This window comes from Martinezella hainanensis (assembly GCF_900094555.1).
In the GTDB taxonomy this organism is placed as follows: domain Bacteria; phylum Pseudomonadota; class Alphaproteobacteria; order Rhizobiales; family Rhizobiaceae; genus Rhizobium; species Rhizobium hainanense.
On the sequence record NZ_FMAC01000008.1, the window covers coordinates 236684 to 251148 of the forward strand.

At 59.9% G+C, this 14465-nt stretch carries 18 protein-coding genes; 10 read left to right on the forward strand and 8 right to left on the reverse strand.

All coding sequences use genetic code 11. From position 1 onward, the window contains the following. Positions 1 to 16: 16 nt before the first annotated feature. From lspA to GA0061100_RS24475, 3 genes are read right to left on the reverse strand one after another with little or no spacing between them, the layout of a single operon-like run. Positions 17 to 535: a signal peptidase II gene (gene lspA / locus GA0061100_RS24465; protein ID WP_075855420.1), complete on the reverse strand. Its 519-nt coding sequence runs from the start codon at positions 533 to 535 to the stop codon at positions 17 to 19. A 26-nt stretch (positions 536 to 561) separates the two neighbouring features. After that, a complete protein-coding gene (locus GA0061100_RS24470; RefSeq protein ID WP_075855421.1) occupies positions 562 to 1413 on the reverse strand; it encodes a TrmH family RNA methyltransferase in 852 nt (283 codons plus the stop codon). Further along, positions 1410 to 2537, reverse strand: a complete 1128-nt coding sequence (locus GA0061100_RS24475; RefSeq protein WP_425298709.1) for a class I SAM-dependent methyltransferase — start codon at positions 2535 to 2537, stop codon at positions 1410 to 1412. The genes GA0061100_RS24470 and GA0061100_RS24475 overlap by 4 nt, the downstream gene beginning before the upstream one ends. A gap of 116 nt (positions 2538 to 2653) precedes the next feature. Between GA0061100_RS24475 and GA0061100_RS24480 the strand changes: the two genes are divergently transcribed. After that, entirely contained in the window at positions 2654 to 3106 is a 453-nt protein-coding gene (locus GA0061100_RS24480) for an SRPBCC family protein (protein ID WP_075855423.1), read from the forward strand. An 87-nt stretch (positions 3107 to 3193) separates the two neighbouring features. Further along, positions 3194 to 3601 carry a GNAT family N-acetyltransferase gene (locus GA0061100_RS24485; RefSeq protein ID WP_425298705.1) on the forward strand — a complete coding sequence of 136 codons (408 nt, stop codon included), beginning with the start codon at positions 3194 to 3196 and terminating at the stop codon, positions 3599 to 3601. Here the strand turns inward: GA0061100_RS24485 and GA0061100_RS24490 are convergent. The 3 genes from GA0061100_RS24490 to sppA form a co-directional block, all read right to left on the reverse strand. Beyond that, positions 3593 to 3925, reverse strand: coding sequence for a LapA family protein (locus tag GA0061100_RS24490; RefSeq protein ID WP_069611376.1), 333 nt, complete (start codon positions 3923 to 3925; stop codon positions 3593 to 3595). The genes GA0061100_RS24485 and GA0061100_RS24490 overlap by 9 nt on opposite strands. A 167-nt stretch (positions 3926 to 4092) precedes the next feature. Further along, positions 4093 to 4401 carry an integration host factor subunit beta gene (locus GA0061100_RS24495; protein WP_015338608.1) on the reverse strand — a complete coding sequence of 103 codons (309 nt, stop codon included), beginning with the start codon at positions 4399 to 4401 and terminating at the stop codon, positions 4093 to 4095. Positions 4402 to 4427: 26 nt separating this feature from the next. Beyond that, entirely contained in the window at positions 4428 to 5384 is a 957-nt protein-coding gene (gene sppA, locus GA0061100_RS24500) for a signal peptide peptidase SppA (RefSeq protein ID WP_075855425.1), read from the reverse strand. 326 nt (positions 5385 to 5710) lie between these two features. On the opposite strand from sppA, the gene lptC reads away from it, so the two are divergent. From lptC to ptsN, 6 genes are all read left to right on the forward strand, one after another. Then, positions 5711 to 6397, forward strand: coding sequence for an LPS export ABC transporter periplasmic protein LptC (gene lptC, locus GA0061100_RS24505; protein ID WP_075855426.1), 687 nt, complete (start codon positions 5711 to 5713; stop codon positions 6395 to 6397). Next, on the forward strand, positions 6394 to 7056 hold the full coding sequence (locus GA0061100_RS24510; protein WP_075855427.1) for an LptA/OstA family protein: 663 nt from the start codon (positions 6394 to 6396) through the stop codon (positions 7054 to 7056). Before lptC ends, GA0061100_RS24510 begins: the two co-directional genes overlap by 4 nt. A gap of 37 nt (positions 7057 to 7093) precedes the next feature. Continuing rightward, a complete protein-coding gene (gene lptB / locus GA0061100_RS24515; RefSeq protein WP_075855495.1) occupies positions 7094 to 7882 on the forward strand; it encodes an LPS export ABC transporter ATP-binding protein in 789 nt (262 codons plus the stop codon). Between the two features lie 194 nt (positions 7883 to 8076). Further along, a complete protein-coding gene (gene rpoN / locus GA0061100_RS24520) occupies positions 8077 to 9636 on the forward strand; it encodes an RNA polymerase factor sigma-54 (RefSeq protein ID WP_075855428.1) in 1560 nt (519 codons plus the stop codon). A 250-nt stretch (positions 9637 to 9886) separates the two neighbouring features. After that, positions 9887 to 10462, forward strand: a complete 576-nt coding sequence (gene hpf / locus GA0061100_RS24525) for a ribosome hibernation-promoting factor, HPF/YfiA family (RefSeq protein WP_075855429.1) — start codon at positions 9887 to 9889, stop codon at positions 10460 to 10462. Positions 10463 to 10550: 88 nt separating this feature from the next. Then, positions 10551 to 11015 (forward strand): PTS IIA-like nitrogen regulatory protein PtsN, encoded by a 465-nt coding sequence (ptsN, locus tag GA0061100_RS24530; RefSeq protein ID WP_015338601.1) that lies wholly within the window; start codon positions 10551 to 10553, stop codon positions 11013 to 11015. A 141-nt stretch (positions 11016 to 11156) separates the two neighbouring features. On the opposite strand, the gene grpE is transcribed toward ptsN, so the two are convergent. Continuing rightward, positions 11157 to 11798 (reverse strand): nucleotide exchange factor GrpE, encoded by a 642-nt coding sequence (grpE, locus tag GA0061100_RS24535; protein WP_075855430.1) that lies wholly within the window; start codon positions 11796 to 11798, stop codon positions 11157 to 11159. A gap of 215 nt (positions 11799 to 12013) precedes the next feature. Here grpE and GA0061100_RS24540 point away from each other — a divergent pair, with 215 nt between their 5' ends. After that, positions 12014 to 12448, forward strand: a complete 435-nt coding sequence (locus GA0061100_RS24540) for a GFA family protein (RefSeq protein WP_075855431.1) — start codon at positions 12014 to 12016, stop codon at positions 12446 to 12448. A 24-nt stretch (positions 12449 to 12472) separates the two neighbouring features. Here the strand turns inward: GA0061100_RS24540 and hrcA are convergent, their stop codons facing one another. Then, positions 12473 to 13561 (reverse strand): heat-inducible transcriptional repressor HrcA, encoded by a 1089-nt coding sequence (gene hrcA / locus GA0061100_RS24545; protein ID WP_075855432.1) that lies wholly within the window; start codon positions 13559 to 13561, stop codon positions 12473 to 12475. A gap of 172 nt (positions 13562 to 13733) precedes the next feature. On the opposite strand from hrcA, the gene rph reads away from it, so the two are divergent. Further along, positions 13734 to 14450: a ribonuclease PH gene (rph, locus tag GA0061100_RS24550; protein ID WP_075855433.1), complete on the forward strand. Its 717-nt coding sequence runs from the start codon at positions 13734 to 13736 to the stop codon at positions 14448 to 14450. The last annotated feature ends 15 nt before the right edge of the window (positions 14451 to 14465 follow it).

The window sequence follows — 14465 nt, forward strand, 5'->3', positions numbered from 1 at the left end:
GGGATTCGCTAGAATTTTAAGCTTTTGCCTTTTTCGGCATCAGAAGCTCGTCAAGAATGACGCAGCCCGCACCGACAGTGATGAAACTGTCGGCAAGATTGAAAACGGCGAACGACCATGTCTGCGTATGGAAGAGGATGTAATCGATCACGTGGCCATAGAGAAAACGGTCGAGCAGATTGCCGAGGGCGCCGGCAATGATCAAAGCAAAGCCCATATGCGCGAGCCAGCGATGATCGGGCGTGCGCCGCCAGAGCCACAGCACGAAGACGACGATGACGAGCCGCATGCCGACGATGAACCAGCCATCCATGCCCGAGAGCATCGAAAAGGCCACGCCGAGATTGTAGGTGCGATAGAGCGCCAGCATCGGAATGACCGGCACCATCTCCTGCAGCGGCAACCAGTGATCGACCATGATCTTGATAGCCTGATCGAGAACCACGGCAACCACGATGAAAATCAGGATCGGCAGGGGCCGCGAAAACAGGGCTGGCTTTGCAGTCGGCTGTTCGTGGGTCTCGCTTTCGGTCATCGGGTCTCGCCAGGTAAATGTCAGGATCAGGTGAGTGTCAGGATATGGCGGCGGGCCTCGAACAGCATGACTGCTGTGGCAACCGCCAGATTGAGGCTGTCGGCGCGGCCGGCCTGCGGAATGCGGGCAAGTGCATCGGCCTCTTTCGCCAGGGCATCCGGCAGGCCGGATTGCTCGTTGCCCATCAGGATGACGACCGGCTTCTTCTTGTAATCGATGGTGCGGTAATCAACAGCGCCGGCCAGATGGGTGGCGACGACAGAGACGTCAGCCTTCTTTTTCCAGGCCAGAAACTCCTCCGGCGTCGCCTTGACGACGGGAACGGCGAAGACCGAGCCCATGGTGGCGCGCACGGTTTCCAGCGAAAAAGGATCTGTGGTCTCACCGACAAGGATGACGCCGGAAGCGCCGGCCGCATCGGCGGTGCGGATGATGGTGCCGAGATTGCCGGGATCGCGCACGCGGTCGAGCGCCACCCAGGTCTCGCCAGTCGCCGGCTTGACGTCCCGAAGCGGCCGCCAGCGCTGCTCGAAGACGCCGACCACCATCTGCGGATTGTCGCGGCGGGTGATCGAGCCGATGACCTTTTCGCTGACCTCAAGCACCAGCCCACCGGCTGCCACCGTCTTGGCGGCGACCTGCTCGACGAGCGGCTTGCCCTTGGCGGCCTTGGCATAGACCAGCGTGCGGATCGTCCAGCCGAGCTCGAGCGCGTCGATGACGAGCTTCAGGCCCTCGGCCAGGAAGGCGCCGCTTTCCTCGCGGGACTTCTTGACCGTCAGCGCCTTGATATCCTTGACGATCGGATTGGCAAGCGAGGTGACCTCCTTGACCTGTCCGACCTTGCGCGGGCCGTCATTACGGAAATCCTGGTTCATTTCGGCACCCAGCGGCTGAAGAGAGAGGTGGAAAGCGCCCTGCCCGGCGTGTGGCCATCAAGGCCGGCCTCGCGGATCACGAGCTCGCCGGATTCGACCACGCCGCCGGCGCCGCGCATCGTCTCGCGCATCAGCTCATGGATCGAATAGAAGCTGGCGCGGATCGAATAGGCCGTCAGCACTAGGCCGAGCGCCTTCGGCGACAGAATCTCGCGGCAGATATCCAGCATGAGCGGCAGGTGTTCGAACAGGTGCCAAACTTCGCCGTTCGGGCCACGGCCGAACTTTGGCGGGTCGGTGAGGATGATATCGTATTTGTTGCCGCGCCGCTCCTCGCGCAGGATGAACTTCATCGCATCCTCGCAGATCCAGCGGATCGGCAGCTTTTCCATGCGGCCCAAGGCCTGGTTTTCTCGTGCCCAGCCGATTGCCTTCTTGGAGGCATCGACATGGGTCACTTCCGCGCCGGCGGCGGCCGCCACCAGCGACGCGACGCCGGTATAACCGAAGAGGTTCAGGACCTTCAGCGGCCTTTTCGCCGCCTCGACCTGCTCCTTCATCCAGGCCCAGTGCACGATCTGCTCCGGGAAGACGCCGACATGGCGGAACGCGGTGAAGCGGCCGAGAAAATCGACGCCGAGCAGTTGCAGCGGCCAGGTCTCGCCAAGCGCTTCACGAGGGAAGCGCCAGCGGCCCATGCCATCCTCATCCGTATCGCCGGTGAAGACGGCGTCTGCATTGTCCCAGACATGCGCGGCAAGCGACGGCGGCCACAGCGCCTGCGCTTCCGGCCGGACGATGCGATAGGGACCGTATTGCTCGAGCTTCAGCCCATTGCCGCTGTCGATAAGATGAAAATCCCCGGCGCCCAGCGATTCAAGGATCACGGGCACGCGCTCCGCCGGCCGCTCGCCGGTTCGGGCAATCAGCGGGCGTTCGGGCGCGGCAGCTGCTGGTGCGGCGGCACGCGGCTCGGCCATATGCTCGCCTTGATCGCGCGAAGGCTTGGCTGGCCTTGAGGCATGCGCGGGCTTTGCCGGCGGCTTGCCGGGCATGTCACGCCGGGGCTTTGCCCCGAGACCGCCCGCGGTTTTCTGGCCGGGCCGGTTTTCCCTATGTTTCACCATGCTTGTCTCAAAATTGATATGTGCGTGCAAATAGCATCTGGCCGCCACTTGGCAAAGCGCTTTCCGATCTGCGATGATCCATGCACAAAATGTCGCAATCGGGAGGATCGCGCATGGACATGACCGGCGAAGAGCGCATCGCAGCACCCAGGGACGCGGTGTGGGCGGCACTTAACGATCCCGAGATCCTCAAGCAATGTATCCCCGGCTGTCAAAGCCTGGAGCGGATTTCTCCGACGGAGCTGACCGCGACCGTGAAATTGAAGATCGGTCCGGTTTCCGCCTCCTTCAACGGCGAGGTCAAACTCTCGAACATCAACGCGCCGGAAAGCTACACGATATCGGGCGAAGGAAAGGGCGGCATTGCCGGTTTCGCCAAGGGTGGGGCGGACGTCGTGCTGAAGGAAGACGGCAACGAGACGATCCTGCAATATGAAGCGAAAGCGCAGGTCGGCGGCAAGATCGCGCAGCTCGGCTCGCGGCTGGTGGATTCGAGCGCCAAGAAGCTGGCGCAGCAGTTTTTCGCCGATTTCACCGCGGCGATCAACGGCCAGCCGAGCGCCTGATTGCCGAGCGCACATTTGGCGCCCATATAGTCGATCATGACATCGAGATTTCAGACCTGGGCCATCCGGCCTGCACGCGAACAGGATATGCAGAAACTCGCGGAGATTTATCTTCGTGTCCGTCGCGAGACATTCCTCTGGGTCGATCCCGGCCGCTTCACCCTGGAAGACTTCGCCACCCATACGAATGGCGAACGCCTGTTCGTTTGCGAAGATGGACGTGGTGAGATTGCCGGTTTTGCGGCGATTTGGGAGCCGGACGACTTCATCCACATGCTCTATATCCTGCCGACCTTCCAGGGCCGCGGTGCCGGCAAGGCCCTGCTTGCCGGACTGCCGGAATGGCCTCAGCGCCGCTACCGGCTGAAATGCCTGGTCAAAAACATCCGCGCCATGGCCTTTTACAGGATGCTCGGCTTCGAGATCATCGGCGATGGCGCTTCGCCCGAGGGCGACTATAAAGAGATGCGGCTCGGCGACATTGCCTCACTTTGACGGCAGCTGCCCGGCAATCTCTTCGGCGCGCGTGCGATGCTTGTCGGCCTCGGCCTGCCAGCGTACCGCTTCCCGCGATTGATTGCGGGCACGCTTGCGGTGCTTTCCCTGATTGAACCAAGTGACTGCGGCCCCGACGATCATGCCGAGGATCAGCGCCACAAACAACAGCACGAACAGGGGCGCATTCAGCGACAGCACCTGATCTTCCGGCCGGAACGGATTGAGGGCCAATGTCACGGATTGCCTGTTGGCGACGCAGAATATGATGAGGATGATGCCGAGCGGCAGCAATATCAGCAGATTGACGATCTTCTTGGCCATTGCGCAGCTCCTTTATCCGCAGCCATAGATGCCCCGCACCCAAGCCACCTTCAGCCGCAGAATAGAAAAGAGGCGGCTGAATTCAAGTGCCACCGCGTCGCGGCACAATCATGTCCGACAACTATTTCCGTCGGAGCTTTTGGGGAAATTCGGCCGGAATGGCCCGATCAGTTGTCGTCTTCCTCGTCGTCGCCGGCGCCCGGATTCAGGCGCTCGCGCAATTCCTTGCCCGTCTTGAAGAAGGGCACCCATTTTTCTTCGACGAAGACCGTATCGCCCGTGCGCGGGTTGCGGCCAGAGCGTGAAGGTCGGTTCTTGACGGAAAAAGCGCCGAAGCCGCGAAGCTCAACCCGGTTTCCCGCAGCGAGCGCATCGGTGATCTCATCCAAGACAGCATTGACGATATTTTCGACGTCGCGGTGATAGAGATGCGGGTTGCGGGCGGCAACAATCTGCACCAGTTCCGACTTGATCACAGCTATCCCCTTAAATCATTGATTTATCAATTGGCTGCACCCTGCCAAACAGAAAGCAGGCCGTCAAGAAACAACTTATCGGTCATGATTTTCTGGAGACTCTCTCCTTTAATAAAATCATCATAACCGAGACGATTTAGCAACCAGGAAGCGGCACCCGGCCAAAAGAAGGACGAAGTTTTGTCTTCCCGCTTCCAATCGACGATCGGCAGGTCCTTCTTGACCTTGCGCGTTTCGAGATAGGCAAGGATTTCGTCCTCGCCGCCGAGCGTGTCGATCAGCTTGTTCTGCAACGCCTGGCGACCGGTGAAGATGCTGCCGTCAGCAAGCTTCAGCACCTCGTCGCGCGAAAGCTTACGGCGATCCGCGACCAGATCGACGAACCAGCCGTAGCTGTCCATGACCATGTTGCGGATCATGTTCTTGGCGTCTTCGCTGGCCGGATGGAAGGGCGATGGCTCCGCCTTCAATGGCGCCGACTTGATCTCATCGAGGGACACGCCGACCTTGTCGAGCAGGTCCTTGACCTGCGGATACTGGAAGATGACGCCGATCGACCCGGTGATGGAAGTATCGCCCGCAACGATATCGTCGCCGGCTGTCGCGATCATGTAGCCGGCCGAGGCTGCGACGGTACGAATGTCCGAGACCACCGGCTTCTTGGCGGCAACGGCGCGGATTGCCTTGAAGATGCGCTCGCCGCCATAGGTCGTTCCGCCAGTCGACGAGATCGAGACGATCAGCGCCTTGACCTGGTCGTTATCGCGGATTTTCTTCAGCCGCTCCAGGAGTTCCGGATCGTCCTGAATGAGCCCGGAGATGGTGACGCGGGCGATTTGCGGACCGCGCGCATCCGGCAGGTCGGCGGCAAAAAAGCGGTAAAGCGCAAAACCCAGTCCCACGAGGAGCAAAACGGCAACAATGCGCCAGAAACCAAGCTTGCGGCGCAATTGTCGCCGATCCGCGATTGCAGAACTGTCCATCACGCCTTATTTCTCCCTGCAACAAATTGAAAGCGCTACAAACCGGATGTATGACACCTTGAAACGGGCACAATCCTTAGAGAAAAGCGTTTCCCGTTTTCGATGTCGTCGGCGGGACGTCGCTCTGCTGGTTCATCAGATAGGACATCGCCCGACCTGATGAAACCGGCTTATGGCATATTTTTTCTGCTAAAATTCGCCCACCGCAGAAAAAAATCCATATTGGCAAGCCAGTGCAATAATGCGAAACGATCCGATAGGCTTTTTGGCACAGCCTCGCATAGCGTGAATGCGGTTCTCCGGATCATAAAAGACGGACCTGTTGCATGCTCAATACGATCGAGCCCCCCGGCGAGGCAATACGCTCGGCGCCGGACCGGAACGCGTATAAAGACGCGATGTTCCACTCTAACCGCGTAAAGCGGCTCAGGGTGCTGCTGCCGCTTGCCGCCATCATCATCTCGCTCCTCTTTATTGCCGTCTCCGTCATCCGCGCCTATCTGCCGGCAAACATCCAGATCGAAGGCGCCAAGATCGAGGATGGCAAGGTCGTCATGGAACGCCCGGCCATTGCCGGCCGCAACAAGGATGGCATCAACTACTCGCTGCTTGCCGAAAAGGCGCTGCAGGATATCAAAAACCCCAATATGATCACGCTCAAGACCATCAAGGCATCGATGCCGGTCAATACGGATGTGATCGCACATGTTACGGCCAGGAGCGCGGATTTCGACCGCCAGGCCGACACGCTGAAGCTGACCGAGCCCTTCACCATCATTATGGACAACGGCCTGCACGCCGAATTCAAGACCGCGTTCCTGGATGTGAAGAAGGGCGACCTTTCCAGCCAGGACGAGGTCGCGATCACCCGCGGTGGTATGTCGGTTGTTGCGCGTTCGCTCAAGATGACGGATAAGGGAAGCGTAATCGAATTCGACGGGCAGGTTCGGATGAACATCGAACCTGCCGCTCTCCATAATTCAGATAGCCAACAGAAGCCGGGCGGTTCATGATAAAGTATTGGCCTAATTCAATTTTCAATTCCGGCCTGCGCAAGGCGGGCCTTCTCTGTGCTTTTGGCGCAGTCGCCTTCTTCGCCGCAGCTGAGGCCGGCGCGCAGTCGACGACCAGCTCGATGCCGGGTCTTGCCCTCTCCAAGGATCAGCCGATCCAGATCGAAAGCGACAAGCTCGAGATCCACGACCAGGAGAGCCAGGCCGTGTTCACCGGCAACGTCAAGGTGGTCCAGGGCACCACGACCATGCAGGCTGGCAAGATGACGGTCTTCTACAAGAAGAAGCAACCGGGCGATGCCAATGCCAAGCCGGCGGAAGAAAATCCCGTTGCCAAGGCCGCCAAGGAGCAGAACCAGTCCCTCGTTTCCGGCGATGCCAACATCGACCACATCCTGGTAACCGACAAGGTCTACCTCGTTTCGGGCACGCAGACGGCGACGGCGGAGGACGGTTCCTTCGACATGGCCAACCAGCTAGCGGTCCTCAAGGGCAAGAAGGTGGTTCTGACTGACGGACCGAACGTTTTCACCGGCTGCCAGCTCACCGTGCATATGGCAACGGGTGAAGCGCAGCTGGATTCCTGTGGCGGCCGCGTCCAGATTCAGCTCGATCCGAAGTCGCAGCAAGTGCAGCAACAACAACAAAAGAAAAACTGATACTGGCCCCCTCGTGACGACATCGACCACTTCCACCTTGCCCGGCGTGCCCGGGCCGTCTTCCGCGGCATCCAGCGCACCGGCCGCGGACAAGGCACGCTATAAGGGCACGCTGATTGCCCGTGGCCTCACCAAGACCTATGGCAGGCGACGAGTCGTCAACGGCGTCTCGCTGGTGGTGCGCCGCGGCGAGGCAGTCGGCCTGCTCGGGCCGAATGGCGCCGGCAAGACGACCTGTTTCTACATGATCACCGGACTGGTGCCGGTCGATGAAGGTACGATCGAGATCGACGGCAACAATGTTACCTCGATGCCGATGTATCGCCGCGCGCGGCTTGGCGTCGGCTACCTGCCGCAGGAAGCTTCGATCTTCCGCGGACTGACCGTCGAAGAAAACATCCGCGCCGTGCTCGAGGTCCATGAAAGGGACAAGACGAAACGGGAGCGCAAGATCGACGAATTGCTGGAGGAATTCCACATTCGCAATCTGCGTACCGTGCCGGCGATCGCTCTTTCGGGCGGTGAACGGCGCCGCCTCGAAATCGCCCGTGCACTGGCGACCGACCCGACCTTCATGCTGCTTGACGAGCCTTTTGCCGGCGTCGACCCGATTTCGGTCGCCGACATTCAGAACCTCGTGCATCACCTGACGGCACGCGGCATCGGCGTGTTGATCACAGACCACAATGTGCGCGAGACGCTCGGCCTGATCGACCGCGCCTATATCATCCATGCCGGCGAAGTCCTGACCCACGGCCGGGCGAACGATATCGTCAGCAATCCTGAAGTACGCAAGCTGTATCTGGGTGACAATTTCAGCCTCTGATAGGCTGAAATTCCATCCTCTCATCCGCCAATATTAGCGGATGCTACCGCGTGCCGGAAATTTACTTCGGCTTCACAGTTCCGCTTGACCAAATCCAATAAAAAAGCAATTTTTGGGCCAGTTGGAATTTCGCGAGAATTTTAGTGACAAAGGCGCGGATTCCCGAGGAGTTCAAGGGGAGTCCCGCGTCCGCCATGGCATTATCGGCCAATCTTTTCCTGCGCCAAAGCCAGAGCCTGGTGATGACACCGCAACTGATGCAATCCATCCAGTTGCTGCAGATGACCCATTTCGAGCTTACCCAATTCATCGCCCAGGAAGTCGAGAAGAATCCGCTGCTGGAATTTGCGTCAAATGACGAGGATATAGGCAGTGGCGGCGATCGCGAAGCGAAGGACGATCGCTTTGAGATCACGGAAGAGGCCTATGGCGAGGATGGCGCCGAACGCGGTTCAGGCGAGCTCGCAAGCGATTGGTACGAGAGCGACAATACCGGCAATACCGACCGGCTGAGCGCCGAGCTCGATACCAACTTCAACGACGTCTTTCCCGATGACGGCAACCCGCAGCGTGCCGATGCGCCGGAGCTGCTCAGCCAGTGGAAGTCCATGCCCGGCGGCGAGGCCGGCGAAGGCTACGATCTGGACGATTTCGTCGCCGGTCAGGTGTCGCTGCGCGACCATCTCAACGGACAGATCCCGTTCTCGCTTCCCGCGATCGGCGACCGGCTGATTGCCCAGCACCTCGTCGATCAGCTCGACGACTGTGGCTATCTGCGCGGCGAGCTCGGTGAGACGGCCGAACGCCTCGGTGCGACGCTTGCCGACATCGAGCGCGTGCTAGAGGCCCTGCAGCAACTCGATCCGCCCGGCGTCTTTGCCCGTTCTCTCAGCGAATGCCTGGCGATCCAGCTCCGGCAGAAGGATCGCTTCGATCCCGCCATGGAGCGGCTGATCGAAAATCTCGAGCTGCTCGCTCGGCGCGATTTTGCCACGCTGAAACGGCTCTGCGGCGTCGATGAGGAAGACCTGCTCGACATGATGGCGGAAATCCGCCAGCTCAATCCGAAGCCCGGCAGCGGCTTCGAGACCGACATATCGGAAGCGATCATGCCCGATATCGTCGTGCGCCCCTCCGCAGACGGGAGCTGGCTGGTGGAGCTCAATCCCGATGCGCTGCCGCGGGTATTGGTGAGCCAGTCCTATTTCGCCTCCGTCTCCAAGACCAGCCAAGACCACGCCTTCCTGTCGGAATGCCTGCAGAACGCCAATTGGCTGACCCGCAGTCTGGACCAGCGCGCCAAGACGATCATGAAAGTGGCAAGCGAGATCGTGCGGCAACAGGACGCGTTCCTGCTGCATGGCGTCGACCATCTGCGGCCGCTGAACCTGAAAACTGTGGCGGACGCCATCAAGATGCATGAGTCGACGGTCAGCCGCGTGACCTCCAACAAATACATGTTGACGCCGCGCGGGCTGTTCGAGCTCAAATATTTCTTCACGGTTTCGATCGGCGCGGTCGAGGGCGGAGACAGCCACTCCGCGGAAGCCGTGCGCCACAAGATCCGCCTGCTGATCTCGAACGAGAGTCCGGATGCGGTTCTGTCCGACGACGATATCGTCGATACGCTGAAGAAGGGCGGGATAGAGCTTGCTCGCCGCACGGTTGCAAAGTACCGCGAAGCCATGAACATTCCCTCCTCCGTGCAACGGCGCCGGGAAAAGCGGGCGTTGGCCAAAGTCTCTGGTTTCTGATGGCTGACGCCCTTCAACCACAGGCTGCTGAACTCCTAACGGCCGGTTAAGACGCAGTTGACTTTCCCATGTGGCAAGGCTAGAAGCCCGCCGCAATCGCTGCAGGACAGCACGACCATGAAACTTATCCCCACCATCCAAAAGGCGGTCGATATACGCAATTTGCCTTTGACTGCGTGAAGTGCTTGGATGAGCTTGAGGCTTGGCGTAAACTGATACGCGCAATAACCACTACAAGAAGGGAAACTCCATGAGTGTGCGTGTCTCCGGTAAACATATGGAAATTGGTGACTCCTTCCGCCAGCGGATAGAAGACCAGATCGGTATGGCCGTGACCAAGTACTTCGACGGGGGGTATTCAGGTCAGGTAACTGTACACAAGTCCAGTTCGCGCTTCGCGGCCGATTGCAAGCTTCACCTCGATAGCGGCGTCGTGTTGCATGCTGCCGGCGAAGCCATGGACCCGCAGCTTGCTTTCGATGCAGCATCCGAGCGCATCGAAAAGCGCCTGCGCCGCTACAAGCGCAAACTCAAGGACCATCAGGCCGGCAACCACGTCAACGGACAGGCAGAAGTCGCCTATACCGTCATGGACGGCGTTCCGGATGACGACGAGGAGATTCCTGCCGATTTCGCGCCGGCGATCGTCGCAGAGAGCACGAAGCAATTGAAGACCATGTCGGTGGCGACTGCCGTGATGGCGCTCGACATGACCGACGAGCCGCTGCTGCTGTTCCGCAGCCCCGGCAACGAACACTTGAACATCGTCTACCGCCGACAGGACGGTAACATTGGCTGGATCGACGCGGCCAATATCAAAGGCTGAGAATAGAAGATAAGCGGCGGCTGCGCATCATCGCAGCTGGCCGCCGCTTGCCCGTCATCGGCTCTCGGCGACACGAAGGATAAAGAGAATGGCATTGGCAGATTTGCTACAGCAAGATGCGATCATCCCCGCCTTGAAGGCAAATTCCAAAAAACAACTGCTTCAGGAGTTGGCCGCCAAAGCCTCCAAGCTGACCGGACTGCCCGAGCGTGAAATCTTCGACGTCGTGCTGCAGCGAGAGCGCCTGGGCTCCACCGGCGTCGGCAACGGCATCGCCATTCCGCACGGCAAGCTTGCCAGCATCAAGTCCATTGCCGGCATTTTCGCGCGCCTTGAAGCGCCTGTCGATTTCGAGGCGCTGGACGACCAGCCCGTCGACCTCGTCTTTCTGCTGCTCGCGCCGGAAGGCGCCGGCGCCGACCACTTGAAGGCACTCTCCCGCATCGCCCGCGTTTTGCGAGACCAGGATCTGGTCGCGAAGCTGCGCGCCACCGATTCCGCCTCCGCCATTTACGCATTCCTCAACGAAGAGCAGGCATCGAACGCCGCTTAAAGTGCGTCGTTGTCGCAAGACCGCTGCCCACTTTTGCGCGACATGCTTTGACGGATTGGATTGCATCGGACCAAGGCAAAAATAAGAGCCGGATGATCTGAAATCATCCGGCTCATTTCTTTTGCCATCGCCTGAAAAGGATCAGGCGTCTTTTTCATCCAGCGGGCTGTTGGCACCCTGCTCGGCATTTTCCACGATCTTCGGGCCGCCCTTGGCGACACCGACCATGGCCGGGCGCAGAACGCGATCGCCAATGGCGAAACCGGCCTGGACGACCTGGACCACCGTGTTGTTCGGCACCTCGGGATTAGGCACTTCGAACATAGCCTGATGGAAATTGGGATCGAACTTCTGTCCGACCGGTTCGAGCTGGCGTACGCCGTGACGCTCGAGAGCCGACAGCATGGAACGCTCGGTCATCTCGACACCTTCGATCAGCGTCTTCAGGCCGGCATCGGCGCCGGCGCGCGCTTCAGCCGGGATGGCATCCAGCGTGCGGCGCAGATTATCTGCCACCGAAAGCATGTCGCGGGCAAAGCTTGCCACGGAATAGGACTTTGCATCCTTCACATCGCGCTCGGTGCGGCGACGGAGGTTGTCCATCTCGGCAGCGAGGCGCAAGTAGCGATCGCGCAGTTCGCCGTTCTCGGCCTTCAGCAGCTCAACCGGATCTGGCTGAGACGGTTCTGCCGCATCGACGGTTTCCGCTGCGTTTTGCGCGAAATCCGCTGACGTGTCAGCCGCCGTGGCGTCAGGTCCGGTTTTTGTCGTTTCGTCGGTCATGACGGTCTCCGAATTGCTTGGTCTTTGGATGTGCCCGATATCGAGGTTTGGTTGGAAAAAATCAAGGCTTTGTCGAGAAGAACAGCCAATTCGCGGCTTTGCGGCGATGGCAATACACCACCCCGCTCCTGGCTACCATTCGCGACGTCGACTGTTCAGCCCTCCTCCCCGGTGGTATGCTGAAGTGCATCTCAGCACAGCGTGGGGTGACATCAATGTCTAATGGCAAATCCCTTTCAGGCAAGTGTTTCTGTGGCGCAGTGGAAATTGTAGTCGACGGCGAGCCAATGGCGATGGGTTACTGTCATTGCGATTCCTGCCGCGAATGGTCGGCGGGACCGGTCAATGCCTTCTCGCTCTGGCCGCCGGAAGCCGTTCAAGTCACCAAGGGCACGGACAAGATCGGCAGCTACCAAAAGACCGAGAAGAGCGTGCGCAAATGGTGCACGGTCTGCGGCGGTCATCTGCTGACCGAGCATCCGCTGTGGGGCGTGACCGATGTCTATGCCGCCGTCCTGCCCGGCCTCGATTTCCAGCCGGCGCTGCACGTCAACTATGAAACGACAGTGCTGCACCTGAGCGACGGGCTGCCGAAGCAGAAGGATCTCCCGGCGGAAATGGGCGGATCGGGGATGCTGCTTCCCGATTGACCGTCGCCCGTCAGATCCGTCTCGTCAGATCCCCGGCCGGGTCAGCCGCGAAATCAGCTGGGCCGTATAGTCGACCATGGGCACGATGCGGGCATAATTCAGCCGCGTCGGGCCGATGACGCCGACAGCACCGACGATGCGATCGTCCTCGTCGCGATAGGGCGCGACGATCAGCGACGAGCCGGACAGCGAGAAGAGCTTGTTTTCCGAGCCGATGAAGATGCGCACGCCCGGGCCGCTTTCGGCGAGATTGAGGATCTCGATCAGGCTGTCCTTCTTCTCCAGATCGTCGAAAAGCAGGCGCAGGCGATCCAGATCCTCCACACCGCCGATTTCGGCGAGCAAATTGGAGTGGCCGCGCACGATGAGCTGCGTCGGCTTGCCGTCATCATCGCCGCCGGACCAGACGGCAATGCCACGCTCGACCAGCTGATGGGAGAGGCTATCCAGCTCCTGACGCACGCTCTCCTTGAGACTTTGCAACTGCCGCCGCAATTCCGGCATTGTCTGGCCGGTCATGTGGGCATTGAGAAAATTGGCTGCTTCCGTCAGTTGCGACGATGTGGTGCCGGCCGGTAGTTCGATGATGCGGTTTTCCACCTGATCGTGATCGCCGACGAGCACGGCAAGCGCCTTGGTCGGTTCCAGCCGGATGAACTCCACATGCTTGAGCACCGGATCGCTCTTCGAGGTGATGACCAAGCCGGCACCGCGTGAAATGCCCGAAAGCACCCGGCTTGCCTCCGACATCATGGATTCCACTGGCTGGTCGCGATTGCTGCCGCGCACCTGCCGATCGATATTGGCGCGGTCTTCGGCAGAGAGATCGCCGACCTGCATGAAGGCATCGACGAAGAAGCGCAGGCCCACCTGCGTCGGCAATCGGCCGGCGCTCACATGCGGCGAGTAGATAAGCCCCAGCTCTTCCAGATCGCTCATGACATTGCGCACCGAGGCCGGCGACAAGGACATCGGCAACAGGCGTGAAAGATTGCGCGAACCCAATGGCTCGCCATTTTCCAGATAGCCTTCGACGATGCGGCGGAAGATTTCCTTGGAGCGTTCGTCCAGTGCAGCAATGACATCCGAGACCGACGATGTCGTGAATACCATTTCGCTGTCAGATCCATTCCGTTGAGCCTTAGCCAAAATATAATCATTCGGTTAGCAATGGCAAAAGGGAAAAATGTCGCCATGGCTGCCGAGGGGCTTTCCAGCCTGCTTTTCCTTTGCAAAAGCGGCCTGTGGGTCGTAGAAGCGGTCAACGAACTTTCAGGAGAGTGGAATGCGGCCTTCAGGCAGAAAAACCGACCAGATGCGCAAGGTGTCGTTCGAGCGCAATTTTTCCAAGCATGCGGAAGGCTCCTGCCTGGTGAAATTCGGCGATACGCATGTGCTCTGCACGGCAAGCCTGGAAGACAAGACGCCGCCATGGCTGCGCAACAGCGGCAAGGGCTGGGTCACGGCCGAATACGGCATGCTGCCGCGCGCGACGGGCGAGCGCATGAAGCGCGAGGCAGCCGCCGGCAAGCAGGGCGGTCGCACGCAGGAAATCCAGCGCCTCATCGGCCGGTCGCTGCGCGCCGTCGTCGACCTCAAGGAACTGGGCGAGCGCCAGATCACGGTCGATTGCGACGTCATCCAGGCAGATGGCGGCACGCGCACGGCCTCGATCACCGGCGGCTGGATTGCGCTTTACGACTGCCTGAAGTGGATGGAAAGCCGCAACATGGTGAAGGTCGAGCGTGTGCTGAAGGATCACATCGCCGCCATCTCCTGCGGCATCTTCGCCAACCAGCCCGTCATCGACCTCGACTATCTCGAGGATTCCTCGGCCGAAACCGACGCCAATTTCGTCATGACGGGCAAGGGCGGCATCGTCGAGATCCAGGGAACGGCTGAAGGCGCACCCTTCAGCGAAGAGGAATTCGCCACGCTGATGCATCTGGCCAAGAACGGCATCGCCGAGCTGGTGGAGCTGCAGAAGCAGGCCATCGCCTGAGGATATTTTGAATGT

Bases quoted from the DNA above. Each gene is read 5' to 3' on its own strand.
- rph (WP_075855433.1), top strand. From the start codon at position 13,734: ATGCGGCCTTCAGGCAGAAAAACCGACCAGATGCGCAAGGTGTCGTTC.
- grpE (WP_075855430.1), bottom strand. From the start codon at position 11,798: ATGACCGACGAAACGACAAAAACCGGACCTGACGCCACGGCGGCTGAC.
- hpf (WP_075855429.1), top strand. From the start codon at position 9,887: ATGAGTGTGCGTGTCTCCGGTAAACATATGGAAATTGGTGACTCCTTC.
- GA0061100_RS24540 (WP_075855431.1), top strand. From the start codon at position 12,014: ATGTCTAATGGCAAATCCCTTTCAGGCAAGTGTTTCTGTGGCGCAGTG.
- GA0061100_RS24490 (WP_069611376.1), bottom strand. From the start codon at position 3,925: ATGGCCAAGAAGATCGTCAATCTGCTGATATTGCTGCCGCTCGGCATC.
- hrcA (WP_075855432.1), bottom strand. From the start codon at position 13,561: ATGGTATTCACGACATCGTCGGTCTCGGATGTCATTGCTGCACTGGAC.
- GA0061100_RS24485 (WP_425298705.1), top strand. From the start codon at position 3,194: ATGCAGAAACTCGCGGAGATTTATCTTCGTGTCCGTCGCGAGACATTC.
- sppA (WP_075855425.1), bottom strand. From the start codon at position 5,384: ATGGACAGTTCTGCAATCGCGGATCGGCGACAATTGCGCCGCAAGCTT.
- lptC (WP_075855426.1), top strand. From the start codon at position 5,711: ATGCTCAATACGATCGAGCCCCCCGGCGAGGCAATACGCTCGGCGCCG.
- GA0061100_RS24510 (WP_075855427.1), top strand. From the start codon at position 6,394: ATGATAAAGTATTGGCCTAATTCAATTTTCAATTCCGGCCTGCGCAAG.
- GA0061100_RS24470 (WP_075855421.1), bottom strand. From the start codon at position 1,413: ATGAACCAGGATTTCCGTAATGACGGCCCGCGCAAGGTCGGACAGGTC.
- lspA (WP_075855420.1), bottom strand. From the start codon at position 535: ATGACCGAAAGCGAGACCCACGAACAGCCGACTGCAAAGCCAGCCCTG.
- rpoN (WP_075855428.1), top strand. From the start codon at position 8,077: ATGGCATTATCGGCCAATCTTTTCCTGCGCCAAAGCCAGAGCCTGGTG.
- GA0061100_RS24480 (WP_075855423.1), top strand. From the start codon at position 2,654: ATGGACATGACCGGCGAAGAGCGCATCGCAGCACCCAGGGACGCGGTG.
- ptsN (WP_015338601.1), top strand. From the start codon at position 10,551: ATGGCATTGGCAGATTTGCTACAGCAAGATGCGATCATCCCCGCCTTG.